Annotated in this window: 24 protein-coding genes, 1 tRNA gene, 1 other RNA gene, 1 pseudogene and 1 riboswitch; of the genes and pseudogenes, 12 read left to right on the forward strand and 15 right to left on the reverse strand. The window is 41.3% G+C overall.

Annotated elements, in window-relative coordinates; genetic code table 11:
* Window positions 1–3: 3 nt before the first annotated feature.
* On the reverse strand, window positions 4–2199 hold the full coding sequence (recQ, locus tag A0125_RS03540) for a DNA helicase RecQ (protein WP_066752149.1): 2196 nt from the start codon (window positions 2197–2199) through the stop codon (window positions 4–6).
* 316 nt (window positions 2200–2515) lie between these two features.
* Between recQ and A0125_RS03545 the strand changes: the two genes are divergently transcribed.
* The gene (locus tag A0125_RS03545; protein WP_066752739.1) at window positions 2516–2890 is read left to right on the forward strand and encodes a DUF1573 domain-containing protein; all 375 of its coding nucleotides are present in this window, start codon (window positions 2516–2518) and stop codon (window positions 2888–2890) included.
* Between the two features lie 167 nt (window positions 2891–3057).
* Window positions 3058–4265, forward strand: a pseudogene (locus A0125_RS03550) (pyridoxal phosphate-dependent aminotransferase).
* 40 nt (window positions 4266–4305) lie between these two features.
* Here the strand turns inward: A0125_RS03550 and A0125_RS03555 are convergent.
* Entirely contained in the window at window positions 4306–5097 is a 792-nt protein-coding gene (locus A0125_RS03555; RefSeq protein ID WP_066752152.1) for a C40 family peptidase, read from the reverse strand.
* A 137-nt stretch (window positions 5098–5234) separates the two neighbouring features.
* Between A0125_RS03555 and A0125_RS03560 the strand changes: the two genes are divergently transcribed.
* Window positions 5235–5705 carry a universal stress protein gene (locus tag A0125_RS03560; protein ID WP_066752161.1) on the forward strand — a complete coding sequence of 157 codons (471 nt, stop codon included), beginning with the start codon at window positions 5235–5237 and terminating at the stop codon, window positions 5703–5705.
* A 14-nt stretch (window positions 5706–5719) separates the two neighbouring features.
* Here A0125_RS03560 and A0125_RS03565 read toward each other — a convergent pair whose 3' ends face one another.
* From A0125_RS03565 to guaA, 4 genes are read right to left on the reverse strand one after another with little or no spacing between them, the layout of a single operon-like run.
* Window positions 5720–6577 (reverse strand): RsmB/NOP family class I SAM-dependent RNA methyltransferase, encoded by an 858-nt coding sequence (locus A0125_RS03565; RefSeq protein ID WP_066752165.1) that lies wholly within the window; start codon window positions 6575–6577, stop codon window positions 5720–5722.
* Window positions 6526–6891, reverse strand: coding sequence for a hypothetical protein (locus A0125_RS03570; RefSeq protein ID WP_066752168.1), 366 nt, complete (start codon window positions 6889–6891; stop codon window positions 6526–6528). The genes A0125_RS03565 and A0125_RS03570 overlap by 52 nt, the downstream gene beginning before the upstream one ends.
* Before the next feature lie 8 nt (window positions 6892–6899).
* The gene (locus A0125_RS03575; RefSeq protein ID WP_066752170.1) at window positions 6900–8162 is read right to left on the reverse strand and encodes an ABC transporter substrate-binding protein; all 1263 of its coding nucleotides are present in this window, start codon (window positions 8160–8162) and stop codon (window positions 6900–6902) included.
* 11 nt (window positions 8163–8173) lie between these two features.
* Window positions 8174–9724 (reverse strand): glutamine-hydrolyzing GMP synthase, encoded by a 1551-nt coding sequence (guaA, locus tag A0125_RS03580; RefSeq protein WP_066752173.1) that lies wholly within the window; start codon window positions 9722–9724, stop codon window positions 8174–8176.
* Between the two features lie 83 nt (window positions 9725–9807).
* Between guaA and A0125_RS03585 the strand changes: the two genes are divergently transcribed.
* Both A0125_RS03585 and A0125_RS03590 read left to right on the forward strand, forming a co-directional pair.
* Window positions 9808–10686 carry a DUF72 domain-containing protein gene (locus tag A0125_RS03585; RefSeq protein WP_066752175.1) on the forward strand — a complete coding sequence of 293 codons (879 nt, stop codon included), beginning with the start codon at window positions 9808–9810 and terminating at the stop codon, window positions 10684–10686.
* 37 nt (window positions 10687–10723) lie between these two features.
* Window positions 10724–10820: riboswitch (SAM-I-IV-variant riboswitch) on the forward strand.
* 47 nt (window positions 10821–10867) lie between these two features.
* Window positions 10868–11137, forward strand: a complete 270-nt coding sequence (locus tag A0125_RS03590; RefSeq protein ID WP_156472393.1) for a 5-oxoprolinase — start codon at window positions 10868–10870, stop codon at window positions 11135–11137.
* Window positions 11138–11147: 10 nt separating this feature from the next.
* Here the strand turns inward: A0125_RS03590 and A0125_RS03595 are convergent, their stop codons facing one another.
* Entirely contained in the window at window positions 11148–12224 is a 1077-nt protein-coding gene (locus tag A0125_RS03595; protein ID WP_156472394.1) for a DUF2891 domain-containing protein, read from the reverse strand.
* A 272-nt stretch (window positions 12225–12496) separates the two neighbouring features.
* Between A0125_RS03595 and A0125_RS03600 the strand changes: the two genes are divergently transcribed.
* From A0125_RS03600 to A0125_RS15505, 3 genes are all read left to right on the forward strand, one after another.
* Complete coding sequence (locus A0125_RS03600; RefSeq protein ID WP_066752184.1) at window positions 12497–14335, forward strand: PAS domain-containing sensor histidine kinase; 1839 nt, start codon at window positions 12497–12499, stop codon at window positions 14333–14335.
* Between the two features lie 183 nt (window positions 14336–14518).
* A complete protein-coding gene (locus tag A0125_RS03605; protein WP_066752187.1) occupies window positions 14519–14950 on the forward strand; it encodes a hypothetical protein in 432 nt (143 codons plus the stop codon).
* Between the two features lie 324 nt (window positions 14951–15274).
* Window positions 15275–15451, forward strand: a complete 177-nt coding sequence (locus A0125_RS15505; RefSeq protein ID WP_156472395.1) for a hypothetical protein — start codon at window positions 15275–15277, stop codon at window positions 15449–15451.
* 122 nt (window positions 15452–15573) lie between these two features.
* Here the strand turns inward: A0125_RS15505 and A0125_RS03610 are convergent.
* Window positions 15574–15658 (reverse strand) — tRNA-Ser (locus tag A0125_RS03610).
* Between the two features lie 210 nt (window positions 15659–15868).
* Between A0125_RS03610 and A0125_RS03615 the strand changes: the two genes are divergently transcribed.
* From A0125_RS03615 to ssrA, 3 genes are all read left to right on the forward strand, one after another.
* Complete coding sequence (locus A0125_RS03615; RefSeq protein WP_066752741.1) at window positions 15869–16717, forward strand: glycoside hydrolase family 25 protein; 849 nt, start codon at window positions 15869–15871, stop codon at window positions 16715–16717.
* A gap of 34 nt (window positions 16718–16751) precedes the next feature.
* Complete coding sequence (locus tag A0125_RS03620; RefSeq protein ID WP_066752191.1) at window positions 16752–17732, forward strand: cation diffusion facilitator family transporter; 981 nt, start codon at window positions 16752–16754, stop codon at window positions 17730–17732.
* A gap of 66 nt (window positions 17733–17798) precedes the next feature.
* Window positions 17799–18167: a transfer-messenger RNA gene (gene ssrA, locus A0125_RS03625) on the forward strand.
* 242 nt (window positions 18168–18409) lie between these two features.
* Here the strand turns inward: ssrA and A0125_RS03630 are convergent.
* From A0125_RS03630 to A0125_RS03645, 4 genes are all read right to left on the reverse strand, one after another.
* A complete protein-coding gene (locus A0125_RS03630) occupies window positions 18410–18730 on the reverse strand; it encodes a PepSY-associated TM helix domain-containing protein (protein WP_231863101.1) in 321 nt (106 codons plus the stop codon).
* A 13-nt stretch (window positions 18731–18743) separates the two neighbouring features.
* The gene (locus A0125_RS03635; RefSeq protein ID WP_066752197.1) at window positions 18744–19610 is read right to left on the reverse strand and encodes a PepSY-associated TM helix domain-containing protein; all 867 of its coding nucleotides are present in this window, start codon (window positions 19608–19610) and stop codon (window positions 18744–18746) included.
* Window positions 19611–22079, reverse strand: coding sequence for a TonB-dependent receptor (locus A0125_RS03640; protein ID WP_066752201.1), 2469 nt, complete (start codon window positions 22077–22079; stop codon window positions 19611–19613).
* A 196-nt stretch (window positions 22080–22275) separates the two neighbouring features.
* A complete protein-coding gene (locus A0125_RS03645) occupies window positions 22276–22494 on the reverse strand; it encodes a hypothetical protein (protein WP_066752202.1) in 219 nt (72 codons plus the stop codon).
* Between the two features lie 158 nt (window positions 22495–22652).
* On the opposite strand from A0125_RS03645, the gene A0125_RS03650 reads away from it, so the two are divergent.
* Window positions 22653–23846, forward strand: a complete 1194-nt coding sequence (locus A0125_RS03650; protein ID WP_066752207.1) for a CynX/NimT family MFS transporter — start codon at window positions 22653–22655, stop codon at window positions 23844–23846.
* A gap of 112 nt (window positions 23847–23958) precedes the next feature.
* Here the strand turns inward: A0125_RS03650 and A0125_RS03655 are convergent, their stop codons facing one another.
* Genes A0125_RS03655 through A0125_RS15765 form a run of 3 tightly spaced genes read right to left on the reverse strand, consistent with a single transcriptional unit; the run spans window position 23959 to window position 26630 of the window.
* Window positions 23959–24945, reverse strand: a complete 987-nt coding sequence (locus A0125_RS03655; RefSeq protein WP_231863102.1) for a metallophosphoesterase — start codon at window positions 24943–24945, stop codon at window positions 23959–23961.
* A 33-nt stretch (window positions 24946–24978) separates the two neighbouring features.
* On the reverse strand, window positions 24979–26439 hold the full coding sequence (locus A0125_RS03660) for a RagB/SusD family nutrient uptake outer membrane protein (RefSeq protein WP_197464754.1): 1461 nt from the start codon (window positions 26437–26439) through the stop codon (window positions 24979–24981).
* Window positions 26400–26630, reverse strand: coding sequence for a hypothetical protein (locus tag A0125_RS15765; protein WP_197464755.1), 231 nt, complete (start codon window positions 26628–26630; stop codon window positions 26400–26402). Before A0125_RS15765 ends, A0125_RS03660 begins: the two co-directional genes overlap by 40 nt.
* Between the last annotated feature and the right edge of the window lie 5 nt (window positions 26631–26635).

Consider the following 26635-nt stretch of genomic DNA (forward strand, 5'->3'; position numbering starts at 1 on the left):
AGTTTAGTTTCCTAACTCTGACATGAATTTGATGCGCATCAATTGAATTTCTTCATACGTGTAGTCGGCTTCACCCAATTCATCCAACGCACTCTTCACCGTATCAATATCTGCCGATAAAAAATATTCATAGACCTCATCTTGGCGATCTTGATCGATCATTTCATCGACAAAATAAGAAATATTCAGTTTCGTACCCGAGTTGACAATCGACTCGACTTCACGTAGCATATCTTCATAGCTAATGCCTTTGGAAGAAGCTATATCGTCCAGTCCGATCTTGCGGTCAATATTTTGGATGATCGAAACCTTCAATGCCGACTTATTCGCAGTACTCTTTATCACCAAATCCTGCGGCCGATCAATGCCATTATCTTCTACATATTTGCGAATCAGTTCTACGAATGGCGCACCAAATTTAACTGCTTTGCCGCTGCCCACTCCGTGAATTTGCTTCAACTCATCGATTGTGATAGGATAATGTGTACACATCTCATCCAAAGATGGATCTTGAAAGATCACAAACGGTGGCAATGACTTCTGTTTGGCGATTTTCTTGCGCAAATCCTTCAATAACTGCAGTAAAGCCGTATCAAGCGTACTATTGCCCGGATTTACCAGTCCAATAGCAGTACCAGTCGCGTCGGCCGATTCAATCGGTTTATTGAGTACAAATTTCATCGGATAAGGATTTAACAAATACTTACTTCCCGATTCCGTTAGGATCAATAACCCATAGTGATCAATATCCTTTTTGATAAAATCAGCGAGTTCGGCTTGTCGGATTACCGATTTCCAATAAATAACTCCATGCTCTTTGCCAGTACCAAATAAGGGATGCATATCGTGCTTATAGGACGATACCGGCTGGTTATTTTGTCCCATCAGCACGTTGATAATATGATGATCGTCGAACTTATCGCCCTGCTCTTTGATGAAGCTCAATATTTGCAAAATTGGAGCTTCGGCGTCCAGATACGTACGAGCAGACCGACAATTATCGCACATATTATTACATCCTGTCTCATCAAAAGATTCGCCAAAATAATGTAAGATCTGCTTGCGTCGGCACACCGCCGATTCCGAATAATCGATGACCTCTTTTAGGATTTGCGTACCGATCTCGCGCTCTGCTACGGGCTTATCCTTCATGAATTTGGTGAGTTTTTCGATATCCTTTTCCGAATAAAATGCCACACACACACCTTCACCACCGTCACGACCTGCACGCCCTGTTTCCTGATAATATCCTTCCATCGACTTAGGAATGTCGTGATGAATAACGAAGCGCACATCTGGCTTGTCGATACCCATACCGAAAGCAATCGTTGCCACAATGACTTCTACATCTTCCATCAGAAATTTGTCTTGCGTATCTGCTCTTACTTTAGCGTCCAGACCGGCATGATATGGAAGCGCAGTGATTCCGTTGATATTCAATACCTCAGCAATCTCTTCTACCTTCTTGCGGCTAAGACAATATACAATACCTGTTTTACCAGCATTATTGCGAATAAAACGGACAATCTCTTTTACGACATCGCGCTTGGGGCGTACTTCGTAATACAGATTCGTTCGGTTAAAGGACGACTTAAAAAGCGTCGCATCGTTCATCTGCAAATTCTTGCGAATGTCTGATTGCACTTTCGGTGTTGCAGTCGCCGTTAGTGCAATGATCGGAATTCCTTCGCCAATCCCATTAATTACCTGACGAATTTTTCGGTATTCTGGGCGAAAATCATGCCCCCACTCCGATATACAATGCGCCTCATCCACCGCTACGAATGAGACAGTTATATTGCGCAAAAATTGAATATTATCTTCTTTTCCTAACGATTCTGGCGCTACGTACAGCAATTTGGTCTTGCCAGAAACTACATCTTCTTTCACTCGTGTTACTTCACTCTTCGTAAGCGAAGAATTGAGGAAGTGAGCAATACTATCACTACCACCAAATGCGCGCAGCTGATCGACTTGATTCTTCATTAAAGCTATCAATGGAGAAATAACGATAGCTGTACCTTGACTCATCAGAGCCGGAAGCTGATAACAGATCGACTTGCCACCACCTGTAGGCATGATGACGAATGTATCTTTCTTATTTAATACATTCGTGATAATCGCTTCTTGATCACCTTTGAACGTATCAAACCCAAAAAATTCTTGCAAGTTATCAAACAGTGATTTTTCTATGTCCATAGAATTAGATGAAATATACAGTTGTGTGTAGCATGTAGAAAACACACCTACACGTCCCAAATACAGTAATATAAAATTACAGAATTTTTGCTTGAAAAGCAATACGAATCGGGAAATGCTTATAAGCTGGCATGCTCGAGGATGGTAAATAATTTTGTTTCATATTTAATGATTGCGCACCGTTTTAGAGCTGTGTAGTGCGTCTCAAAAGTGTAATATTTCCATAGTCAAAGTATTAAAAAATACAAATTGCCAATTCAAAAAGATACTTTTGGTCTAAGAATTGAGCATATTAAACGAAAAACAAACAGTAGAGATGAAAAAGATAAGTAGTGTAGTTGTAGCATTTGTAGCTCTGATCGCTTTGACATCGATGTCATTAGTGCAGGGTACATTTAATTTCAATACGGAAACTCATGATTTTGGTAAAATACCACACAACAAACCTGCATCGTATGAATTTACGTTTACGAATACCGGAGATTCACCTATTATAATTTCCGAAGTAAGACCAACTTGCGGTTGTTCAGTAGCTGATTTCACAAAAGCACCTGTTAAACCGGGTGACACCGGCGCCATCAATGTGACTTACGATGCAAGTGTAAAAGGGCCTTTCACCAAATCATTCATCGTCAAATCTAATACCAATACACCGGTTAAGAACTTGACCATTAAAGGGAATGTAGAGTAAAATAGGAACTGCATACGCAGTAAAACAAGAAGAGCTACGCTACTATGAGCGTAGCTCTTCTTGTTTTAGCTTACCTAAGGCAGAAGATGTATTTTAAATGGCTTTTTTGAGACGAGGCAAAACAAAAAAGAGGAATTTAGTACCTTAGCACAAAATTTAAATTCAGTATGCCAACTATATCATCTCGCGGACAGCACATGCCCGCCTCTCCCATTCGAAAGCTGACGCCATATGCCGATCAGGCGAAAAAAGACGGTAAAAAAATATATCATTTAAATATTGGTCAACCGGATATCAAGACACCTGCCGGAATGCTGCAAGCTATTCGCAATATTGATTTTGATGTGTGGGCTTATACTCCTTCTGAAGGCACAAGCACGTACCGCGATAAATTGGCAGAATATTACAATAAAATAAATTACAACGTTACCGCTAATCAGATTTTGGTCACAAATGGTGGCTCAGAAGCGATTTCGATTGCTATGCAATCTTGTCTAAACCCTGGTGATGAGATCATCATCCCGGAGCCTTTTTATGCTAATTACAATGGTTTTGCTTGTCCAGCCGATGTCGTGATACGACCTATTATGTCGCACATCGAAGATGGCTTCGCATTGCCTAGTATCGCGGCTTTTGAGCAAGTAATCAGTGATAAGACCAAAGCAATCGTAATTTGTAATCCAAACAATCCTACCGGCTACTTATATTCTCGTGAAGAGTTAGAAGCACTTAAAGAACTTTGTCTCAAATACGACCTGTACCTATTTGCTGATGAGGCATACCGTGAATTCTGTTATGATGGCAAAGAATTCGTTTCGCCTATGCATTTAGATGGGCTTGATAATCACGTTGTCATTTTCGACACGGTGTCCAAGCGCTATTCTGCTTGCGGCGCTCGACTAGGCTGTCTAATTACAAAAAACACAGAATTGTACCAAGTCGCTCTAAAGTTTGCTCAAGCTCGCTTGTCGCCTCCTGCTGTCGCGCAAATCGCTGCTACTGCCGCGGTAGATACTCCTCAAAGCTATTTTGACGAAGTGTTGGAAGAATACACCGAAAGAAGAGATTTATTGGTTGATGGATTAAATGCCTTACCGGGTGTATATTGCCCTAATCCAGGTGGCGCATTTTACGTGGTCGCTCGTTTTCCGATTGACAATTCTGATAAATTTTGCCAATGGATGCTTGAATCCTTCGCCTACGAAAACGAAACCGTAATGATGGCACCAGCAGCAGGTTTTACAGTTCCAATAATGCCGGCCTAAATGAGGTTCGTTTGGCTTATGTACTCCATACCGAGGAGTTGAAGAAAGCGTTGATTTGCTTGGAAAAGGGATTAGCTTCTTACCCAGGAAGAACAACAGAACCAGCATAGCTGAACCTATTTATAGCTTGTACGAAGCTCCTGCTGATAACTATTCAGCAGGAGCTTCTGCTTTTAAGAGATCGCCTGTAATCATCCGCTTAATAATGCGTAGGCGATGCGTATAGCTCTGGTGCTGACTATGATAAATACCAGTAGTATCGATACGATCAATACGTACATGAGCAGAAGCGTGTAAGATCGTTTCCTTATTTAATAAAATACCAACGTGCGTGATACGGCCCTCTTCGTTATCAAAAAAAGCTAAATCGCCCGTTTTTGCTTCTTGGAGAAAATCTACTATTTCTCCTTGCGTAGCCTGATCGGAAGCATCTCTATGCAGGGAAATCGCAAAGTGACGATAGATCAACTGCATTAAACCCGAACAATCTACGCCAAAGCGGCTACGACCGCCCCACAGATACGGTGCTCCCAGATAGTAGTTTATTAGCTTAGGAAATTCTACGTCAAAATCGTGTAATGTGGGCTGGCGAAACGAACCTTCGATACGACAAAGCTCACCATTCAATACCAATTCATCGGCACGAGGCACCACACATCCATGTAAAAGTGGAAACGGATTTTGACTACCAATCTGTGCGGTGGCGCCATCTACATGTACGATCTCAAATTCGCTCGCGCTTTCGTCGATGAAGGCAAGTTGACCGCGTTGAATCCAGCCTTCGTAGGCAGGATCGGCACCTTTTATCATGATCCACTCTTCTCGCTCTTCGAGCACGGTGAAGTACTCACCAAAAAGTAGTTGGGAAACTTGTTCACTACGATGCGAAGGCCCTGCACGCAACGGAATGATGGAAAGATTACATACGGCCTGACTTTTCATTAGTGCAAGTTACTGGTATTTTCTGATTACTTCGGTAGAAAATATGTGAACGGTGCCGGATATTTTTGCAATGCGCAAAACAAACAATTGGCCTAATCGATTGTGTTAATACGAACATAACTAAAGCTACTTAGGTGATGGAAAATAAATTTGAAAGAATACTTATCGCATTGGACGATAGTCCATGTTCTGAGAAAGCAGCAGAGTATGCAAAACAACTTGTCAACGGTTGGCATTCTACCGTGGCTTTACTAACAGTAACACCTGTAACTGCTCCTACCAATTTCGGAGCTGATCCATTGTTAGGGCAGCAGCCCATTATTGTTCCCGAAGTTTCGGAGGTACAACAAAATTCAGCTGAAAGACGCTTGGAAAACCTCCGCAGTCAGTTTTCTGGAGCGAAGGAAGTACGTATATTCAACACTGTTGGAACGGTGCGCGACGAAATATTGACTACTGCTGATGAATGGCAAGCCGATTTGATCATTATGGGTACAAACGGTCGTAGCGGATTTGATCACTTCTTATCTGGAAGCGTTGCAGAATCCGTGATCCGGAAATCTAAATGCCCTGTACTCGTAGTACCGGCAGATGACGAGGAAGATTAAGAATTTATTGTTTTCTAGGGCTTCATGAAGCGGGCTGCATACATAGAATCTGCCTGTTCATTATATCCCAAAAAACACTGCTCGCTGATCTTTTTGAGTCCCAATTCTTGCTCAATGTACGAGGTTATGCCTTCATTCTCGACTTCAAACACAGAACAAGTAATGTATAATAACTGTCCTCCTGATCTTAAAAATGGGAGGACATTTTTTAGAATATCACGTTGCAAATTGGTAAAACGCGTCAAAGATTTAGCGTCAAACTGACGCATCATTTCGGGTGTGCGCCCCCAGGTGCCCGAACCACCACAAGGTGCATCAACCAAAATCCCGTCAAACTGTTCGCCCTGCATTAAGTAAGTCACCGGTTTCGACAAATCCAAAACCTTTTGTCTGTACGAAGTTGGTTTAAAGCCAGCTTGCTCAAAGCGTTCTTCTAAATTGCGTAAGATCGTAAAACGTACATCCGACACCAATAATCTGATATCCGGACAAAGATCTAGCAACATCAGCGATTTTCCTCCGGATGCCGCGCAGCAATCCCACCATTTTGCGCCGTCTACTACATCCAGCAATCTCTGTGTACGCTGTGACGATAGATCCTGTATTTCGTACATGCCCGCAATTTCTCGGATGCTTGCTACGTTAAATCCGTTGGGAAACGCAATGGTTTGCTCACCTACATGCTCATGTACCACCTCAGCGGCTTTCAAAACGTTTAATACTTCTGTGAGCTTCGCACGTTTTACGCGAATAAATAACTTAGGCTGTACGAAGAGACTTGAAACAAATTCGGCGGCCTCAACCTCAGGTGACAATTGCGCTAATGCTGGAAAGACATCCTGTAAAAATTTGCCATAACGTGCTTCAACCAACGCGATTTTTTTTCTATAGGCAGTTCTATGGACGCATGCCAAGATGGGGCGCGCACGGCTACCAAATCGCTCTGACTTTCGCAGACAAATTCTGCTAAAATGAGCTTTTCCTCAATATCCAAATCAGAAAATGCGCCACCTAGACGAAAGTAATTGTAACACAAGCGAGATGTCACTCTACGATCTGTAGAGCCCATTTGCCGGTTCGATTTGTAGAACTTCGTCAGAAAGCGAGAAAGGGGTTCATCGTAGCGGTAGCTTTCCAGTGCTTTAATGGCATTTCGGATCTGGTGCATCACGCGTTTTTCCAGCATATTTTTCCCTAGCGAGCTTGAAATTTTCCGAAACGATATTCTAGTAAACTGACACCAAAGTTGACATATCCCCAGCGTTCATTACGATTGAATTTGTAGTTGCTATACAACCCTTCGAATGTTTCTTGGTGAATATGATCTGCATAATTACTGCCATATTTCTGCAATAGATTGCCAAAATAAGTACCCGAATCAAATCCTTTGTATGCATGATCGGATGGTTCTACACCGTAAGCATCTTTGTAAGCCGACTGAAAATTGCGAGTGGCAGCTGCCAATGGATTTAGATGGCTTTCTGAAGTGATAATCGGTCGGTAGAACGTAAAATTGCTATACGAACTGAAATCTATACGACTCCACAGCGGATGCCCGTATAAGCGAAATTCAACATTGTTCGACATAGCGCGCTCATCCATCACATTTAGCATGGCTCTGAGCTGATTGCGATCGGTAGTTCCACTCACTAAATGATACACTGCGTCAGAATTCAATTTGTCATTCAATTCAGAGGGCGACGATACTGATACGACCTCGGCATACGGAAGGCGTTCTTGAATATCAGCCGGAAAACCTTGTATAAATTGCTGATGATCACTATTCGCGGTATTGTAAATTATGATAATATCGCCTTCCTTATAATTCTTAGTTAATTCGGCAGAAATTGCACGCATATGAATACTAATCGGTGGTGTTACCGATACCAAGTTTGGCAGATTAAACTCTGTCGGCATTGATGCTGCCAACGGATTAACTTGTAATACACGACGATTAGGATTCAGGCTAGCGCTGAATGCTTTGATCTCTGCCGGATATACTGGACCGACGATCAAGCTGGCATCTTGTATCTCTTGAGACCGAGCGAGATTGGCATTATGCCCAGCATGATCTCTGGAATCAAGCACTTGCAGCTCTACTCTCTTATTGGACTTCGCTGTTTGCTGCAGTCCCATTTGAAAACCTTGATAGAAATCGAGGGCCAACGCAGCACGTTTTACATCTTCTTCTGAAATAGCGCTAGATGCTACCCGATCTAGCTGAAAGGGTAAAACAAGGGCAATCGTCCCGCCAGGATACATTTTTGCTTTGCTGGAAATTACTTCATCCGCATCTCGCGACTTATCTTCACGCGTAGCTTCCGATTTATCTACAGCACCATCCACATTACCCGCAGCTTGTCCGGGTGCTCGCAAAACTCCTGTTGTTGTTTTTGGCGAACAAGATGATACCGCCAAAGCGGCTGCAAAAAAACCAATTAGATAAGTGCCCTTCATTTTTCTTTTTTTTATTCCCACTCAATTGTTGCGGGTGGTTTTGAACTGATATCGTATACTACACGGTTAATACCTTTGACATGATTAATAATCTCGTTCGAAATCTTCGCGAGCAAATCATATGGTAGATGAATCCAGTCTGCCGTCATGCCATCCAAAGAACCGACTGCGCGCAGAGCGACCACATGCTCATAGGTGCGTTCATCGCCCATTACACCGACGGATTGTACCGGTAAGAAAATCGTACCTGCTTGCCAAATTTTATCATACCAACCTGACTCGCGAAGATTACGAATATAGATGTCATCTGCTTCTTGCAAAATCCGTACCTTTTCCGCAGTTACATCGCCCAGAATACGAATTCCAAATCCAGGACCTGGAAATGGATGTCTTCCTAAGATGGTAGGATCTACCTCTAACGTTTTTCCGACACGTCTAACTTCGTCTTTAAATAAAGTTCGTAACGGCTCTATAACGTTCAGTTTCATATAATCTGGTAATCCGCCCACGTTGTGGTGCGATTTGATCGTAGCCGAAGGTCCATTTACCGAGATCGATTCAATCACATCGGGATAAATCGTACCTTGTCCTAACCATTTTGCTTCAACGCCTTCTGGCAATTCGGCCTGAATTTGTTTTGCTGCTTCGTCAAATACATCTATGAATGATGCTCCGATGATTTTACGTTTCTGCTCAGGATCGGAAACACCCGCTAACTTACTGTAGAATTGATCTTTGGCATTAACACCTTTAATATTCAAACCCATGTGCTCGTATGAGTCCAGCACTTGTTGGAATTCATTTTTGCGCAATAAACCATGATCTACGAAGAAACAGTGCAACTTATCGCCGATCGCATGGTGCAATAATACAGCAGCTACTGTAGAATCAACCCCGCCAGACAAAGCCATGATCACATGATCATCTCCTAACTGCGTTTTAAGATCGGCAATAGTCATTTCTACGAAAGCATCAGCCGTCCAATCTTGCGTACAACCACAAATATTCACGACAAAATTTTTCACCACAACTTGACCATCTGTACTGTGGGTTACTTCTGGATGAAACTGGATACCATAAGTCCGAGTGCCTTCTATATGATAAGCAGCCACGCGCACTTTGTCGGTACTTGCAATCACTCGAAAATTTGATGGCACTTCTTTAATAGTATCTCCATGTGACATCCATACTTGAGATTGTGTCGGAATGCCAGATAGTAATTCGTTTTCCTGATCTACATATAACAAATTGGCTCTACCGTATTCTCTAATTTCGGAAGGCAATACTTCGCCGCCAGAATGTTGAGCTAGATATTGGGCACCATAACAAACACCTAGCACCGGATAATCTCTCATCATGGCAGCATAATCTACTTGTGGCGCATCTTCTTGCCAAACAGAATACGGACTTCCTGAAAAGATGATACCTTTAACCGTATCGTCGAAGGCAGGAATATTGTTAAATGGATGAATTTCACAGTATACATTAAGATCACGTACACGACGTGCAATCAGCTGAGTATATTGTGACCCAAAATCGAGGATAATAATTTTTTCTGACATGGCGCAAAGTTACATATTCAGGATGAGTTTTACACGGCGAAATCTTCTTACCTTAGCAATTACGTATTTCTTAACTATTGCATATGAAATTTGGCAGCGTTACAGACCCATCATCCGTCGATTTTACTTTACCGGAAACACACTCAAAAACGTTAGAATTATTAAAAGCGCATCAATCTGATGAACCTTTCAAGGTATATGTGGGCTGTGCGAAGTGGAATAAAAAAGACTTGAAAGGCTTTTATCCACGCGGTACCAAAGATGAGTTGGCATACTATGCTACTAAATTTAATTCTATAGAGTTAAATGCTACTTTTTATAATGCGCCTTCAAAGGAACAAGTACTGACATGGAAAAACAAGACCGGTAGCAACTTTAAGTTCTTCCCAAAGATTCCCCAATCTATTAGCCATTACTCACGATTACTTAATACTGATGAAAAGGTGAAAGCCTTTGTAGATGCCACTGTATTATTCGAGGAGAAACTAGGCATGGCTTTCCTACAAATGCACGAGAACTATAAGCCGAAAGACTTTGCACGACTGGAGGAATTTCTCAAGACCTTTCCTAAAGGATATCCTTTAGGAGTTGAAGTGCGCAATGAAAGCTGGTTTACGGACCAAGAAGTAGCAGAGCGCTTCTACGAATTGCTAGAAAAAACAGGTAAAACCAATATTTTGGTGGATACAGCTGGACGTAGAGATTTATTGCATATGCGACTTACAACTCCTGTATCATTCGTTCGCTATGTAGGAGCCAATGCTCCTTCTGATTATACTCGACTGGAAGACTGGGTATTACGTATTGGAGAGTGGCGAAAAGCAGGTTTGCAAGAATTGTATTTTTTTATTCATCAGAACATGGAAGAAGAATCTCCACTCCTCGCCGATCATTTCATCAAGAAAATGAACAGTGCATTGGGTTTGAACTTAAAATCGCCCAATGACGACAAGCTTTTTTAAAATTTATTTGGATATAATCTATTAGTCTACTAGATTTGTAGAGTATTCAGAATTGCAAGTAGCAATACCAACCGAGTAACTGGAACCGCGGTGGTTTTTACAATACGGGATTCATTCCAAAAAATGAGTAGAAATTACCATTCTGAGTACAATGTATGGTTTTACCAAAAAGATTGTATTTATGCAGACACCACAGAAACTTTACCAGCATTTGCTACAAAACTTTGACAGCTACACAATCAAAGAGCTCATTGATTTGAATAACGACCTTATCCTCAATGCATCTTGGGGCACTCAAAAGTCAACATTCAGAACCGCAGTACTAAGCAGTCTTGCGCGCAAAGGCGTAAACCTATCGCATATCACCTCGCACGATGATGGATTCACCACCATCCAACTCGTACCGGTCGAGTTGGATGAGGATAATGCATTGGTTCCCCTAGCCTGCTGAACAATAGATACTATTGGTTTGTGATGGCGTACAATGCAAAAGTGCCAAGCCAGTGCGAACCCATATAATCATCTTCCTTCGTTAGATTAGGCAAAGTGAAAGATAAGTGTTCGTCTGCAATCTTGCGCAGATGAGTTAATGCAGGAATTTTATCTGCTATCCCATATAAGCATGCAGCGCGACTGTAATTCAAGCCATCGAGATGCACTAATTGACCGTCACTACGATCTTTTACGATAGCGGGTTCTAGCTGAAAATCTCTTGCATACATCTGCGGAAGAAATTCTTGAAGCCAATTGGCATAAGCTTTATCGTTTAAAACTTTACTCATAAGATAAGCTTCTTCTAAGCAAGGCGATAAGAAATCCGAGCCACTCGGCTCGTACGAGAAGTCGCATTTTTTATCATTTTGGTAAAGTCGTATCGCATGCTCGGCAATAGCTTCGGCAAGCTGCTGATCTTTGACAGTCAGAGCATAGTCGTACATGAGCGAGAGCCCAAAAGCCGTATTATCATGTTTTCCGCTGCGTATCGGATACACTAATTTAGGCAGATAGTCCATTAATTTGCTACGCAAAAGCGCGACCAATGGTTTTAATGATTCGCTCCACCTTTTGGCATCCGGATCTTCCCAGGTTATCAGTTCCTCTTGTAATTTGAACAACCAAGCCCAACCATAAGTGCGCTCAAAAGACAAGTTGTTTTTATCTTCAAAGAATGATTTTTCAATAGCGCCATTCTGATCCGTAATCATTTTGTTCAGTGTGCTGCGCACTGCGCCATCATGATCCAAGCTATCAAAAGCCTTCATTAATTTAATGATAGACCAGTAGCCATGTACAGATGAGTGCCAATCGTAGCAACCATAGAAAATCGGTCGTAGTACGCGCGGCGGTTTTAGATCGGCGTCGCTACCGATCGATTGTCCTAATTTATTAGGATACTCCACAGTGATACAATGCACTGGCATATCAAAGATTGTTTTGGCTTGTGCAGCACTTAATTCAAACTTTGACTCACCTGCCGTGAGGTCAGCGACATCATGGCTTTTCGTTGTATCGTTTTGGCAGGCGGAAAGAAATATCATAAAAGATATAGACAGCAACGAATGGACAAGACGTTTACACTGGAAGGACGAAAACATATATTAGTAGTATATCAAGGACGTTAAAGAATAGGCTAAAGATAGCAATTTTGCATCTTATGCAGTCACCAATGGCTTCGATTTTTTAGGAAGGAAAATTTTCAAGGCACTAAAACGAAATATTGCTATTCATAAAATAAATATCAGATCAATAAAACTTTTTTACTATTAATCGCATTTATAGTTTACAAAAGCCTAAGCATCTTTGCATCTAAATGAGTCACAGAAATATAGATTCGCAACAACTACTGAGCATATTGTGCCAGTCGAGCCAACCGGTAGCGGTTTATACAGGTGAAGATATTCTTATAGAGTTCGCCAACCACGCGATGCTCACGGTATGGGGCGAAGATAAGAACGTCATTGGCAAAACCATTGCAGAAGTGCTTCCAAAAATTACTGACGAATCATGTTCTGCTATCATGCGTCGTGTGTGGGATTCGGGGATAGAATATATTGCTGAAGGCATTACCGCTGATTTGGTTATAGACTGTGAGTTACAACGGTTTTATTTTGATCATCAATTTCAAGCAATCAAGAATGAGTATGGCGATATATATGCTATTTTACATACCGCGCTCGATGTTACTGACAAGGTAAAGAGTAAGATTGAAGCACACCATCAAGCGACATTATTCCGCGAGTTAGTTCAACAAGCACCCGTAGCCATAACAGTGTTATACGGCGAAAAATTGATCATAGATATTGTTAACCCTAAGATGTTGGAAATCTGGGGAAAAGACAATCAAATCATCGGAATGCCGATCGCAGATGCCATACCCGAATTAGACGGACAACCATTTGTCGACATATTACTAAATGTATTACATTCTGGAATTCCATACTATGGCAGAGAAAATTGGATTCAACTTGAACGAAATGGAAAGATATCGGAAGGTTATTTCAATTTTGACTGTAAGCCTTTTAAAAATGGCGACGGCGAAGTCATTGGTGTGCTACAAGTGGTCACGGAGGTGACTGATCATGTCATGTCACGTCTTGAAATACAACAAACCAAAACCATGATGGACATGGCCATTACCGCTGCCAATCTTGGCACTTGGCAAATGGAACTTCAAACGAAAACAATAGTTCACAATGAGTCTTTGCTCAGAATATTGGGTTATCATCAAGCTCCACCGATGACTTTCGAAATGGTGATGAATCAAGTTAGCCCATATTACCGTGCAAAACTGTATCATTCTATGGAACAGGCACTAAAAAATAGGTCAAAATTTGACATCATCTATTCCCTGAAACGCTTTGACGATGCAGAATTGATCTGGATAAGAGCATTTGGCAAAATTTCAGACAGTTCGGAACAATTAGAAACATTTTCAGGTTTTATAATGGATATAACTGAAACCGTCAAAGACGAGCAACGCAAAAATGACTTCATCGGTATGGTAAGTCACGAGTTAAAAACACCGCTTACATCAATATATAGCTATGCGCAACTTCTGAGTCGGCACGCCGATAGAAAACATGATGAATATGTAAGTAAAATCGCTGGAGCTGCAGTAATGCAGTTATCTAAAATGACAGCTATGATTAACGGATTTCTTAACTTTTCACGCTTCGAATCTGGAAAAATAACATTAGATCGCTCCGTGTTTGACATTACCGATCTCATACATGAAATCTTGGAAGAACATCAAATAACTTCTAGCACGCATCAAATTATTTTTGACAATAGTGTAAAGTGTAAAATAAATGCAGATCGTATAAAAATTGGAATCGTTATTTCTAATTTATTTAACAATGCAATTAAGTATTCCCACAAAGGAAGCGCAATTACAGTAAAATGCAAGCAGATTGGAGACCGAATAGAATTATGCGTAATCGACACAGGAATCGGTATATCTGAAGATCATATAGACAAGATATTTGACCGATTTTATCGCGTTCGCTCCGAATTCGTCTCTGGATTTGGTATTGGCTTATATTTAAGCTCAGAGATCGTTCATAGCCATCAGGGCAAAATATGGGCTATAAGTACACTTGGAAAAGGCTCGTCTTTTTTTATCAATATGCCTACCTCATTAACCACATAGATAACTGAATATCAAATAACAACTAGGCTGACACTATTTTTATCTCTGATAGATGTTTAACTATAGAATTGTTATCATTATAACGCAAATATCAAATAACAAAAATTTGGTATTTTGATATTATATCAATAACATTACAAATAAATAGGTTCGCATCTTCCTAACAATATAATACTAAAATCGATGAAAATATTATTTGCCGACGCCAGCAGCCTACAGCGTTACAGTACCATTCTAGTGGCCAAAGAATGTATTGCAGATATTATCACGTATGAGACGGATACGCTATCTGAAGTAAATGCTATTATTCAAAAGCAAAACATCGCTTTTTTATTCATCCATACCAACTTGCTTGGCAACGAGACAGCTCATCGATTGCAATACATACGTGCTGTGAATGAAAAAATCAAAATGATTTTGATTTTTAGCAACGAACAAGAACTTACAAAATCTGCACATATCTCTTCCTATGTTGATGGCGTATTCTTTTTGGAAGATAGCTTTGAAAATGCTAAAAACTATATTAATAAAATACTAAATGAGAGCTGCGATACAGGAAAAACGCCGTATGTGCCAACCTATAATACATATACTTACGTAGAAACAAACAAATAGACTTGCAACTAAAACATAGCTACTATCATCACTATCGAATTGGGTAAACTTATTGCTGTTACTTGTGCGGCTAACTCATAGCTTTAGCACAAAATTATCGTACGTCAAGAAAAAAGGCCTCTTAATTTTTTTTTACTGATAGCATAATATTGTTATTTATCGCTTTGCTACTGACAAAATCATGTTAAAAAATGGTTTGCTACGTTGTGCCCTGCCCTTTATCATAAATCAATAAATAACTTGCGATCGCCGTATCTACGAGGCATTATCAAAATAATAATGCAACTACTACTTACGTAAAAACATATTAGCACTTCATCTTCTATGAAAGATTTTCTTAGCACCCAAAAAAAACAAAAATATATTGCTCCCGTAATTGAAGTAGATGCAATTCCGATCGAACACTGGATTCATACTGAAATGAATGAGACAGAGCCAACTAAAACAGTGGCAAAGGATGAAAACAAGACAACGGAAATAAACCCTGAGAAGGATTGGTAGCTAACAAATCCTAGTAGTCATGCTGTACAGCTAGGAAAAAGATATCATCTTTTTCCGAAAGCATTCGACACTAGAAACGGGTTGAAAATAAAAAATCTCATCGAAATGATGAGATTTTCCTGCGGAGAGTGAGGGATTCGAACCCCCGGACCTGTGACAGTCAACAGTTTTCAAGACTGCCGCATTCGACCACTCTGCCAACTCTCCGCTGCAAAGGTAGAAAATTACGATACAGCTCCAAAACATATTTTTTACATCGCTGAAAATGAATCAAATGTATTTACCGACACCTTCAAACGAACACCATTTCGCCCTATAAGGCGCGTCGGTAGTACATTATTTTCTGAGAAACACATCCTTTTTCAGCAATTTCATTGGTTGTACGTGCATTTAAAAAGATGTAATTTCGTACCCCGTATGCCAGCACCACGCAGAACCAGAAAACAACATGTCGTTTCGACCAAGAAAGAACGATTACCTTATCTTCTCTGGAGTATTCTGATTCCGCTGATATTGATTTTATTGATTGGAGCTTGGCACTATCGTACGGGTATTATCTATTATCTCAAGACGGTAATTAGCACAGCCCCAGTTGATGAGGGAAGTAATAAAAAACACGATGCGCGAAATATTTTTTTAATGTCGCAACATCAGGATTATACTTTTGGTATTGACATTAGTCATTATCAAGGTCGAATAATGTGGGATAGCATTCGTACGATCAACGATAGGTTTCCGCTGGATTTTATATTCATCAGAGCTACCATGGGCGAGCAAGGCAAAGATCGTGAATTCAAAAACAACTGGCTAGGTGCCAGTGCACAATCCAAGATCAAAGGAGCCTATCATTACTACAGACCAAACGAAAACTCTATAAAGCAAGCGAAGAATTTTATTCGACAAGTCACTTTGCAGCCTGGCGATCTGCCGCCAGTCTTAGATATCGAAGAACTACCACGCAATCAATCGTTATCAAATCTTCAAAAAGGATTAAAACGCTGGCTGACGGAAGTAGAAAAGCACTACAACGTAAAACCTATATTGTATTCGGGCGATAGCTATTATACTGACTTTTTGGAGAGAGAATTTTCAGACTATGTGCTGTGGATTGCCAACTACAATTTTTGGGTGGAATCACCCAAAAAACATTGGGATTTTTGGCAATTTTCAGAAAAAGGTAGCGTCAATGGCATTGCTACTTCAGTTGATCTAAATATGTTTAAAGGTAGTATTGAGCAATTAGAACAGCTTTGTCTGCCGTTCTAAATATTTTAATTAATTTTGGCGTAAATCACCACTAATGTCAAAGGAAAAAAGGCTTATTTTACTATCATTATTCACCGGTATAGCACTTATGCTAGTGAAATTTATGGCCTATTTCATAACTGAATCTAATGCCATTTTTTCAGATGCAGCAGAAAGCATTGTTAATGTCGTAGCTTCATCCTTTGCGTTTTACAGCATCTATCTTTCTGCTCGTCCAAAAGACGAAAATCATCCGTACGGGCACGGAAAAGTAGAATTCTTTTCCATCTTTGTTGAAGGTGGGCTCATCTTTATCGCAGGTTCGATTATACTAATAAAATCTTTCTACGCGCTAATTGTTCCAAATGCAGTTAGCAATATTATGGAAGGTTTTTGGTTAATTCTTTCTACGGCAATAGTCAATTTTGGTGTTGGAGAATATTTGAAAAGACGAGGTGCTACCCTACGCTCGATGACAATAGAAGCCGATGGCAAACATTTGCAGATCGATGCCATTAGTTCTTTGGGACTGATCGCAGGTCTTTACTTGATAAAGATCACGCAGATGCAGTGGATCGATACCGCACTTTCTGCTGGCTTAGGAAGTTATATTTTGTGGAGCGGATATAAGATGCTACGCAAATCCATCAGTGGTTTGATGGATGAGTCGGACGTGGCCGTTGTGCAAGAAGTAGTAGATGTGTTGAACAGTAAGCGCCAAGCAGATTGGATTGATGTACACAATATGCGTATTCAACGGTATGGCCAAGAATTGCATATGGATTGTCATCTTACAATGCCAAAATATTACACGTTGACCAAGGTGCACGATGTTATTTCTGATTTTGAACAAAGTCTTAATGAGGGATTAGATATGCCAACGGAGCTTTTTATACATGCTGACCCGTGCATGCCGCAGTGCTGTCACTATTGTAATGTGAAAGATTGTCCGATTCGTGCCGAGGAGTACACGAAACATATAGCGTGGACTCCCGTGAATTTGCCCAAGAACATGAAGCATTTTAGGGATAGCTAAATACGCTTTTTCAGAAAAATTTTCTTATTTTTGTATCCTCGTAATTATTGCGAATCTTTACTATTTGGGGTCGACCGGAATTGACAGGATAGCGATGGTTATGTAAGCATGCAGTGCATTGTGAGTATAGCACTATAATCTGAACTTTCAACTTTACAACTGGCGAAGAAAACTACGCCTTAGCTGCTTAAGTTAGACTTAACATAGCTATTTGTCTCGTTAGACCTTGTTCTACCGTCTAACATTAGAGGCATCGAACTGTAGAACTGGTTCATGTGATGTTGCTAAGCATGAATAAGAAAAAGCAAATAAGGAATGTGGTATAGGTAAGCGACTCACCTTTCAGATTCCCGACAACTAAAGAGAAGCTAAGCATGTAGAAAGCGTAGATCATACTATGTTTGGACGAGGGTTCGAATCCCTCCGGCTCCACAAAATAAAAGCTCAACGAAAGTTGGGCTTTTGTTTTGTGCGGAGGTGATGAAACGCCGATAAGAGGGTTCGAACAATTTCTTTGCGGGTTGAGCAGGGAGATTTCGGGGCGCAAAAATCCCTCCGGCTCCACAAAACGACTTGAAAAATTATTGTTTGCAAGTTTTAACGCCCAAAATTACACCCTATAATTTTGGGCGTTTATTTTTTCTGATCTTAGCGCCATTTACTTCTAGGTATTTTAGCTAATAAGCACTTAAGATGCTATTTCCTGAGCGATACGGTGGTTTTTTTCTTAAATGCTTTCTGCGCTTATTCCACCAAATCAAAAAGCCCGTTATAGGCAACGTAGCGCATATGAGACTTGCAACAAATGCTAGTATTTGAGTGGGCCATCCATAGATTCGTCCTGTATGAATCTCTAAATTGGAATTTCTCCACTTGATCCCCAATGATTTGTTATGTTGTAGCAAAGCATCAAATAACTTACCCGTTCGGCCATCAAAATAGTAGTAGTTCATACCTCGCCAACCGTCGTTATTATTGGTAATAACAACCGTGAGCACACTTTTATTTTCTTCAGTGGGAAATACTATTCCAATCTGCCTCCACGGTGTACCCTCTAATTGCGATAGCAATTCGGTATAGATGACATCCGTTTTGTTTAACGTAGAATCTTGCCCTTGAAAAGGAGGAAGAGTTCGAAAAAAAAGACGGGCGTTCCTTCTCACCAAGCATTTTGTACATGCCCAACTCCCACCATCTAAATGACCATACCAACCCTGTAATTACAAATAATATAGCGAAAGGAATCACATAAAAGCCGACACTATTATGCAAATCATAGTTTATTCGCTTCCATTTAGCGCTGAACTTAATCTGCAAATTTCGCTTGAGCTGCTTATAGTTTTTAGGTATCCACAATATTAGGCCAGTGAGTACTGCGATCAAGAATATCAAAGTAAAGCCACCGACAATCACACTTCCTACTGGCTTCACGAGTAACAATTGACGGTGCAAGAGTTCGACCACATGAAAAAACTCATAACGCATATCCATCACGCCAAGTACTTGACCAGTATACTGATTGATATATACTTGATCCTGATAGGCATACTGACTAAATGCAGATAGATTTATATTGGCAACATCATTGACTCGGGTGGCGGTAAATACATACGCCTTTTCAGGACTCGTAATCTGTACTCCATCAATTATCTTTTCGGCACCTAAGCTGTGCTTCGCCTTTTCTAAAAGTTCTGACAAAGGTCGAACCGTGTTTTCTGGTTCCACATATACTATGTCGCGATGTACCCAGTCGAATATTTCTTGATCAAAGGTGTATATGCAGCCAGTGATGGACACGATAAAGATGACAATTCCGGTCACGAGCCCAATCCACAAATGGAGCCATCCAACTATTTTTTTAAACTTTGATTTGGCCATTTAGAAGCTGTAACCTAATGATAGCAGGTAATTTTGAGGAACACCAGGAAACAAGCGCAAGTAATCGTATCCGCCGACCCAATGCTTTTTGTTGGTGATATTATTGGCATTTAATTGCAAATTCATCTTCCCTACGGTATAAAACAGCGCAGCATTGAGCACAGTATAGGAAGGAATCGTCAGTTGCTCGTCTGCCGCTCGAGATCGGTCGAATATCAGATTACGTTGGTCAACAAAGTTTCCACCAAAGGCAATCCCTAAACCTTGCAGCAAACCACTGGAGATATTGTAACGTGTCCATATGTTTGCCGTGTTTTTAGGCGTATTTGGTTTCTGTAAACCTATTTCTTCAGGATTTGCACTTTCTAAAAACTTAGCATCATTATAGGAATAAGAGGCAATTATATTCCAGTTAGGCCGAATTGAACCAATGAGGTCTAATTCAAAACCTCGCGATTGTTCCCGACCAATTTGCTGCAAAAGATCCGGTTCGCCCGTAATACCATATAGCCCACCGGTTTGGTTTATTTCATAAATTGCGGCAGTAATGGTCAACTGATCTTCGAGCCAACTGGTTTTTGTTCCGAATTCGATCATGTTACTTTCCAACGGGTCGAATGGTCCACCAGCATTAGGATTTGCTATCGTGGCCGCTGTTTGAGGATTGTAGCCTGTTACATAACTTCCGTAAACATTGATATTGGGATTAATGGTATACACTAAACCTAATCGCGGAAGCCAAGCACTAGAGTGTGTCTTTTCTTCAGCCTGTGTTTTGTATTCAACAAAATCAGTATAATACTCGTACCGCATGCCCAACATGGCCTGAAGGTTTCCGATGGTGATCTGATCCTGCACATAGCCAGCCTGTAGATAGTAATACGATGGGGCAACGGTAGATTGACTAAAGAAAGATTTACTATCATCCATCATCCGATTGGACGACATTGGGTCAGAAAGATTAAAATGAGGCACATTGGGAACTGGATTCCCATTTGCATCCAATAAGTAAGCTGATTGATTAGCCGGGTTGTAGGAATTGATCGCACCATTATTGGCTGCATTGCGGTATCCGGAGGCGGTCAGTTGCGAACCGCCAACAGGTGTTCTTTCAGAACCCAAGTCATAACCAAATACGATTTTGTGCCCTAATATGCCGGTTTGAGTCGTATAATTGAAATACGCTGCCAAATTATCGATATAGCGGTTGCGTATACGCTGTTGAATCATCATACCAACCCTATCTTCAATCGGATTTCCATCGCCGTCCAATGCGTACATATTAGATGTACGATGCTCGTATAAACTTTCATTATAGCCTGTCTTCAGATAGGAAGCGTTAAAACTTAGATTGTCATTAATCTGATGGTTCAACCACAACGAGGCATTATAAGTAAGCTCATTCAAATAATCGTTGGCAGTATTTAAAGAAAGTGATTGTGGCGTACTATGGAGATCGTAACTACCGAAAATGGGTTGCCCACGATCTAGCCGGCTTTTGGAATCTGTATACACTAAATCAAAGTTGATACTAGTTCTATCGGAAGCGATGAAGGTGAGTGATGGCGCTATGACTAGATTTTTATCGAACATTAAGTCGCGGAAATTCTGTGCATTCTCATATCCCAAATTCACGCGATACAATAACGAACTGTCCTTTGTGGCAGGACCTGTAAAGTCTGCCAAAGCACGGAACGTATCAAAACTTCCCAAAGATAGATTTATCGAGCGACGCGTTTCATCCAATGGTTTCTTGGTCACGCGATTGACCACCCCACCAGGGCTGGCATTGCCAAATAAAGCCGATGATGGTCCTTTTAAGACTTCCACTCTTTCTAAATAGTTAGCTAGTGACTGTTTCCAAAATCCAGTGGAAGTACGGAGTCCATTCAAAAGTTGGGTATTCGCTTGGCCATTCACTCTAAAACCGCGGATCGTGAGGTCGTCATAAAAGGAAAACTGATTGACACCGCTAAAATTTTTCACGACATCCCCTACTCGCATCGCACCTTGGTCGGCTATCAATTCTTTACTGGCATAGGAGATCGATTGCGGAACGTCTTTGATGGCCGTTTCATTTTTATTACCAATGAAGGTACGGGTTGTCTTATAAGTTTGTTCCTTGCGGCCAATAATCTCTACCTGCTGCAACGTGGACTGAGAACTGCTGAGCATGATGTCTAATGTGATTGGCTTCCCTGCCTTAGCCTGTATAGTTATTATTTGAGTTTCATAACCAACCAAACTAAATTGCACACTATGGCTTCCTTCTGGAATATTTAAGAAGAAATATCCCTGGGCATCGGCTGCTGTACGTAGCGATGAACCTCTTACAGTAATAGAGGTCCCGGATAATGAATTCCCTTGCAAGTCGGTAATATCTCCCTGCAAGATTGCTGACGATTGAGCTTTTGTTTGTTGAAATAATACCACAAGTAGTATGGTAATAATGTATGTTAGGTAACGCATTTATTTAGACTAAATATAAACGGATGCTAAGTTATAATCTAATCGCTAATAATGCAATAATTACCTAAAAATTTCTCCAATCGAGCGCCCTATAGAAAAAAAGTATAGTAGTTCAGGTTCACATCGTATCCAAATTATAAATACCTTAAAATTTCAAGGATTTTGTCACATAATATGTTGTTATGGTGATCTGTATCTAGATTAATCCCCAGGTTTGATACGCTCGTTCGACGGCGCTGTAAAGTTTCTCGTGATTTTCTCTTGTAATATTACCATTATCGGATCGTACTTCTAGCCTATTGTTCGCTATGGTAATTCTAAGATCAATACTACTGCCGGTACTATGCCAGCACCTTACCAGATGATCATCCATCCATTTGAACTCAAAATTTGATTTCTCGTCAAAGTATTCCATACTTCCAATATACTATTTCACTTTTTGTGATGAGCCTAATTTTTCTTAATAAAACGGATCTCATCACAATACCCCATTACAGAAAGCTATATTTGCGGGCGATAGATAGATCATGTCTTGCATCAGATCAAGATCAGGACAGTCAAAATTTTCTTATAATGACTACTAGCACCGCAGCACGGCTTTCATTCATCAATATTCTTGTCGTTATCCTGATAGCGGGAAACCTACGTGCGCCGATCACATCCGTCGGACCGATTCTAAAAGAAATATTGTTGGATCTGAACCTCAATGCGGTACAGGGAAGTTTATTGACATCCATTCCACTATTTGTATTTGCCAGCTGTTCTATTGTGGTAAGCCGTATTGCATCTCGCGTTACGATCACATCCATTTTATTGTTTTCTGCCATTATATTACTCGCTGGCTTATGTTTCCGTATTTATGGCACTAGTGTGATGCTATTTATCGGATCGTTATTTATCGGACTGGGCATCTGCATCGGCAATGTGGTTACGCCGGTATTTATAAAGCGAAATTTTCCGCAACACGTAGGTCTTCTTACAGGAATATTTTCAGTGGCCATGACTGTGCTAGCGGCGCTAGCTTCTGGCGTAAGCGTGTCGATTGCCGCCTTCCGCGACAGCGGTTGGAAAGCTTCTTTAGGTATATGGATCTTTTGGTCAGTCCTGACCATCACAGGCATATTGATCAAGATATTATCCGAACGTAGAGCAGCCACGCCCGTAGATCAGAAAGCCATCAGCAGCAATTTTTCGGTCATACGATCAAAGATGGCCTGGTTTATCAGCATTTTCATGGGGCTGCAGTCCTTTTTGTATTTCACGATTATCGCATTACTTCCGACTATACTACAGCACTATGGCATGGATGAATCTTCTACTGGTATCGTACTCACGGTTTTACAGCTTACGATGATTCCGGTGATGTTTTTATGTCCTATCGTCGCTACTAAGATGAAAAATCAAAGACCGCTTATTCACCTCATCTGTGCGTGTATGTTGATAGGTATTATACTTCTTAACACGTATCATACGGTATTGATCTATGTAGCAGCGGTATTGATTGGCATTACCTTCGGACTTGCATTCAGTTTATCAGTCGTTTTCTTCTCTCTAAAAACCCGAACCCTAGAAGGCACGGTAAAAATATCAGGGAAGGCACAATCTACCGGTTATTTCATTGCAGCATTTGGCCCCTTGCTTTTTGGATTTCTACATAACTACGATACGACGTGGATAGCGTCATTTGTATTACTGGTCGTCGTTACAATTGTTATGTGGATGACGGGACTAAAGGCTGCGCAGGAAAAATTTGTCGAGGATTATTAGTGATGATTAATTCATTCCGACACCTATTGTTAAATAGCTAATATCGCAAGAAAGCTGAGCGCATTTCCCTGAATAATTGAAATGCGCTCAGCTTTGCAATGTATAGATCTAACTAGATACTATTTATTTCTGTTGTATACAATACTTTTCCTTGATGGTCAATGCATTGTACTTGCATTTTCTCCTGATTGAGGCTGAAGTACATAAAGCCATAAGCAGATGCTGCATAATGTACCATATCCAAATCAGGCTTCACAAGCGTCACTTCAGATCCGCCACCAGAGATCAACTGCCGAAAGCAAGTTCCCTCCTCTTGGATATCCTGTAACGAATGCTCATGACCAGATAAATATACAGGAATTCGATGTTCTTCCAGAATAGGTTGCAACACCTTGCGCACTGCCTTGGTATCATAGTTTTCTGTACGAGGGCCAGCTGTATAAATTGGATGATGCCCCACCACGATTTTCCAAGTCGCCTTTGACGTGCTAAGGAGTTCATCCAGCCATGCCAATTGCCGTTCAGGATATTGCCCTTCTACATGCGGACCATACTCTTTGTTGCTGTAAAACTCCGGGATCATAGGATTAGTGTCTATAAAAGCCAACAAGGCTGTTTTGCCATCCTTCAAACGAAACTCTTTGCTATAGTAACGTGCCGGCATCTTCCATCGTCGGCTAATTTTGCTATAGCGCACTTGCGCATCGGGATCCGACTTGTAATCATGGTTTCCTAAGATGGGATACCAATCCCACTGCAACGAAAAATCTGAATAAATATCTTCGAAGGAATAACGCCATAAGGGATCGTGCTCACTGACTACACCGGATGGGTAAAAATTATCTCCCGTGGATATGATGAAGTCATTCGGATGTGCTGTTGTCCATTTGCCCATCTGCACTGCTACTTGTCGTTGGTGATCTGCACCATTGCGCCCCCAATCGCCAATAGCGACAAAATGCACATCGTATTCGCCCTTGGCTACCACACGTCCATCTACATTCGTACCTTCCATATCTGCAGGTGTTCCTGCTACTCCATTCACTAGCGGTACGGTAGCTAGGCCAGCGCTGAGCGCCGTGCCTAGTGTACTTTTCATAAAATCTCTTCTCTTCATTAGTAGTTGCCTGTCCTAGTAGCCATTATTTTGTGTCCAATTGGTATTGACCTCCATTACCGGACGCGGAATAGGAAATATTCTACGGAAGTTTTCACTGTATCCTGCTGTGTAAAGCGATTTGAAGCCCCAATCTTGTTCAAACACACCAAAGCGAATCAGGTCATTCCTGCGCCACGATTCATCTGCAAATTCCCGTGCGCGCTCGTCTAATACGTCAGTCAGTGTTGGCTGTTGAGTCAGATTCGGTGCTTTCACATACGTACGGATCTCGTTAATCAACGATTGCGGCGTTTGTCCTTGTGTTGGCGCAGCACCACGAAGAATTGCTTCTGCTTTCATCAACAATACATCAGCGTACCGGAAGATAGGCACATCATTACTTTGGCTTCGCTGATTTGCAGCCGTAACATTGACATCCATATAAAATTTCACAGAGCGATAGCCCATAGATCTTCCCTTTTGGTCATTACCCGCATTCAGGGTTGGTCCACCATCAGGACGTAATTGAATCTCTTTGGTGGTTTCCATATGCCAGTTAAAAACTTCATCCGCATCAGCGCCGGTATAATCTTGATCGATACCACGCTTGGACGTTCTGATTAAGAATGGCCGACTAAGATCGGGTGCATAATCTGACCAGTAATATTGCAAACCGCCCATATACGAAGCATTACGTTCGTCGCCCGGAAGATTGAATTTGTCTAAGAATGTTGGTAATACGCGTAACGTTCCGCCGACACTTTGCGGCAGCGGTGCAAATTGATTTTGACCACTACGATGAATCCAAAATCGCGCGTAGGTCATTCCCTGTTGTTTCTCCCGATCGTAAGGCATGGCGAAAATAAAGTCTTTGATCTGCGGACCATTATCTGGTCTGAATTTTTCTAGGAAGCGATGGCTACTCAGATTAAACTGCCCCGATTGAATGATTTCATCACAAAAAGCCACGACCTCATTGAGTTTTTCATTCGTCATCGCTGGATTGTAGGTCGCTACATCGCTTGCTGTATATACCGCCCAATTGAGGTAAAGCTTCGCCAACAAAGCATCGGCCATATGGCGCGTTGCTTTTCCATAGGTCGCTGCGGAAACGGCAACCGGCAAACGCTCACGCACGGCTAACAATTCGGATTCGATAAATTGGCAGATCTCGGCACGTGAGGTACGCTCTGGGATCTGATCTACCTTAGATACGATGAGCGGCGCAGCACCAAAGTTGTCGATCAGGATAAAGTAGAAGTACGCCCGCATGGCACGCATCGGCGCGGCGCTCTCGCCTTCGTCATCATTGAAGATGGCGAGTACGTTATTAGCGAGGTTGATGCCAGACATGGCGCCATTCCAGATACCTGGCAAAAGCGCATTATCCGCCGTCCAATTATGCACATGCAATTCGCGAAAACGACCGCCATCGTAGTAATCTGTTCCTAATGCTAAGCTGACCGCTTCATCAGATGATAGCGTTTGCACCATCCAATGATTGTTGCCCAAGGCGCTGCGGTAGGCAGCATATACATCGGCCGAGATCGCTTCGGCGCGCGCTCTGTCGTGGGAAATTCGGTGTATTGCGATTTAATATCGACATCCAGATCAGTACAGGACGAAAGTAGTAGAGCGGCGCATAATGCACTGGATATAAAGAAAGTATAGAAAGATAATTTCATGATTG

The sequence above is a fragment of the Sphingobacterium populi genome, assembly GCF_001586775.1.
Classification (GTDB): domain Bacteria; phylum Bacteroidota; class Bacteroidia; order Sphingobacteriales; family Sphingobacteriaceae; genus Sphingobacterium; species Sphingobacterium populi.

Excerpts from the sequence above, each read along its gene's own strand:
- guaA (WP_066752173.1), bottom strand. The coding sequence starts at position 9,724 with ATGTCAGAAAAAATTATTATCCTCGATTTTGGGTCACAATATACTCAG.
- A0125_RS15505 (WP_156472395.1), top strand. The coding sequence starts at position 15,275 with ATGAAAGATTTTCTTAGCACCCAAAAAAAACAAAAATATATTGCTCCC.
- A0125_RS03600 (WP_066752184.1), top strand. The coding sequence starts at position 12,497 with ATGAGTCACAGAAATATAGATTCGCAACAACTACTGAGCATATTGTGC.
- A0125_RS03655 (WP_231863102.1), bottom strand. The coding sequence starts at position 24,945 with ATGAAAAGTACACTAGGCACGGCGCTCAGCGCTGGCCTAGCTACCGTA.
- A0125_RS03650 (WP_066752207.1), top strand. The coding sequence starts at position 22,653 with ATGACTACTAGCACCGCAGCACGGCTTTCATTCATCAATATTCTTGTC.
- A0125_RS15765 (WP_197464755.1), bottom strand. The coding sequence starts at position 26,630 with ATGAAATTATCTTTCTATACTTTCTTTATATCCAGTGCATTATGCGCC.
- A0125_RS03645 (WP_066752202.1), bottom strand. The coding sequence starts at position 22,494 with ATGGAATACTTTGACGAGAAATCAAATTTTGAGTTCAAATGGATGGAT.
- A0125_RS03590 (WP_156472393.1), top strand. The coding sequence starts at position 10,868 with ATGCAGACACCACAGAAACTTTACCAGCATTTGCTACAAAACTTTGAC.
- A0125_RS03620 (WP_066752191.1), top strand. The coding sequence starts at position 16,752 with ATGTCAAAGGAAAAAAGGCTTATTTTACTATCATTATTCACCGGTATA.
- A0125_RS03570 (WP_066752168.1), bottom strand. The coding sequence starts at position 6,891 with ATGCTGGAAAAACGCGTGATGCACCAGATCCGAAATGCCATTAAAGCA.
- A0125_RS03585 (WP_066752175.1), top strand. The coding sequence starts at position 9,808 with ATGAAATTTGGCAGCGTTACAGACCCATCATCCGTCGATTTTACTTTA.
- A0125_RS03545 (WP_066752739.1), top strand. The coding sequence starts at position 2,516 with ATGAAAAAGATAAGTAGTGTAGTTGTAGCATTTGTAGCTCTGATCGCT.
- A0125_RS03575 (WP_066752170.1), bottom strand. The coding sequence starts at position 8,162 with ATGAAGGGCACTTATCTAATTGGTTTTTTTGCAGCCGCTTTGGCGGTA.
- A0125_RS03640 (WP_066752201.1), bottom strand. The coding sequence starts at position 22,079 with ATGCGTTACCTAACATACATTATTACCATACTACTTGTGGTATTATTT.
- A0125_RS03660 (WP_197464754.1), bottom strand. The coding sequence starts at position 26,439 with ATGGTGCAAACGCTATCATCTGATGAAGCGGTCAGCTTAGCATTAGGA.
- recQ (WP_066752149.1), bottom strand. The coding sequence starts at position 2,199 with ATGGACATAGAAAAATCACTGTTTGATAACTTGCAAGAATTTTTTGGG.
- A0125_RS03595 (WP_156472394.1), bottom strand. The coding sequence starts at position 12,224 with ATGATATTTCTTTCCGCCTGCCAAAACGATACAACGAAAAGCCATGAT.
- A0125_RS03555 (WP_066752152.1), bottom strand. The coding sequence starts at position 5,097 with ATGAAAAGTCAGGCCGTATGTAATCTTTCCATCATTCCGTTGCGTGCA.
- A0125_RS03615 (WP_066752741.1), top strand. The coding sequence starts at position 15,869 with ATGCCAGCACCACGCAGAACCAGAAAACAACATGTCGTTTCGACCAAG.
- A0125_RS03605 (WP_066752187.1), top strand. The coding sequence starts at position 14,519 with ATGAAAATATTATTTGCCGACGCCAGCAGCCTACAGCGTTACAGTACC.
- A0125_RS03560 (WP_066752161.1), top strand. The coding sequence starts at position 5,235 with ATGGAAAATAAATTTGAAAGAATACTTATCGCATTGGACGATAGTCCA.
- A0125_RS03635 (WP_066752197.1), bottom strand. The coding sequence starts at position 19,610 with ATGGCCAAATCAAAGTTTAAAAAAATAGTTGGATGGCTCCATTTGTGG.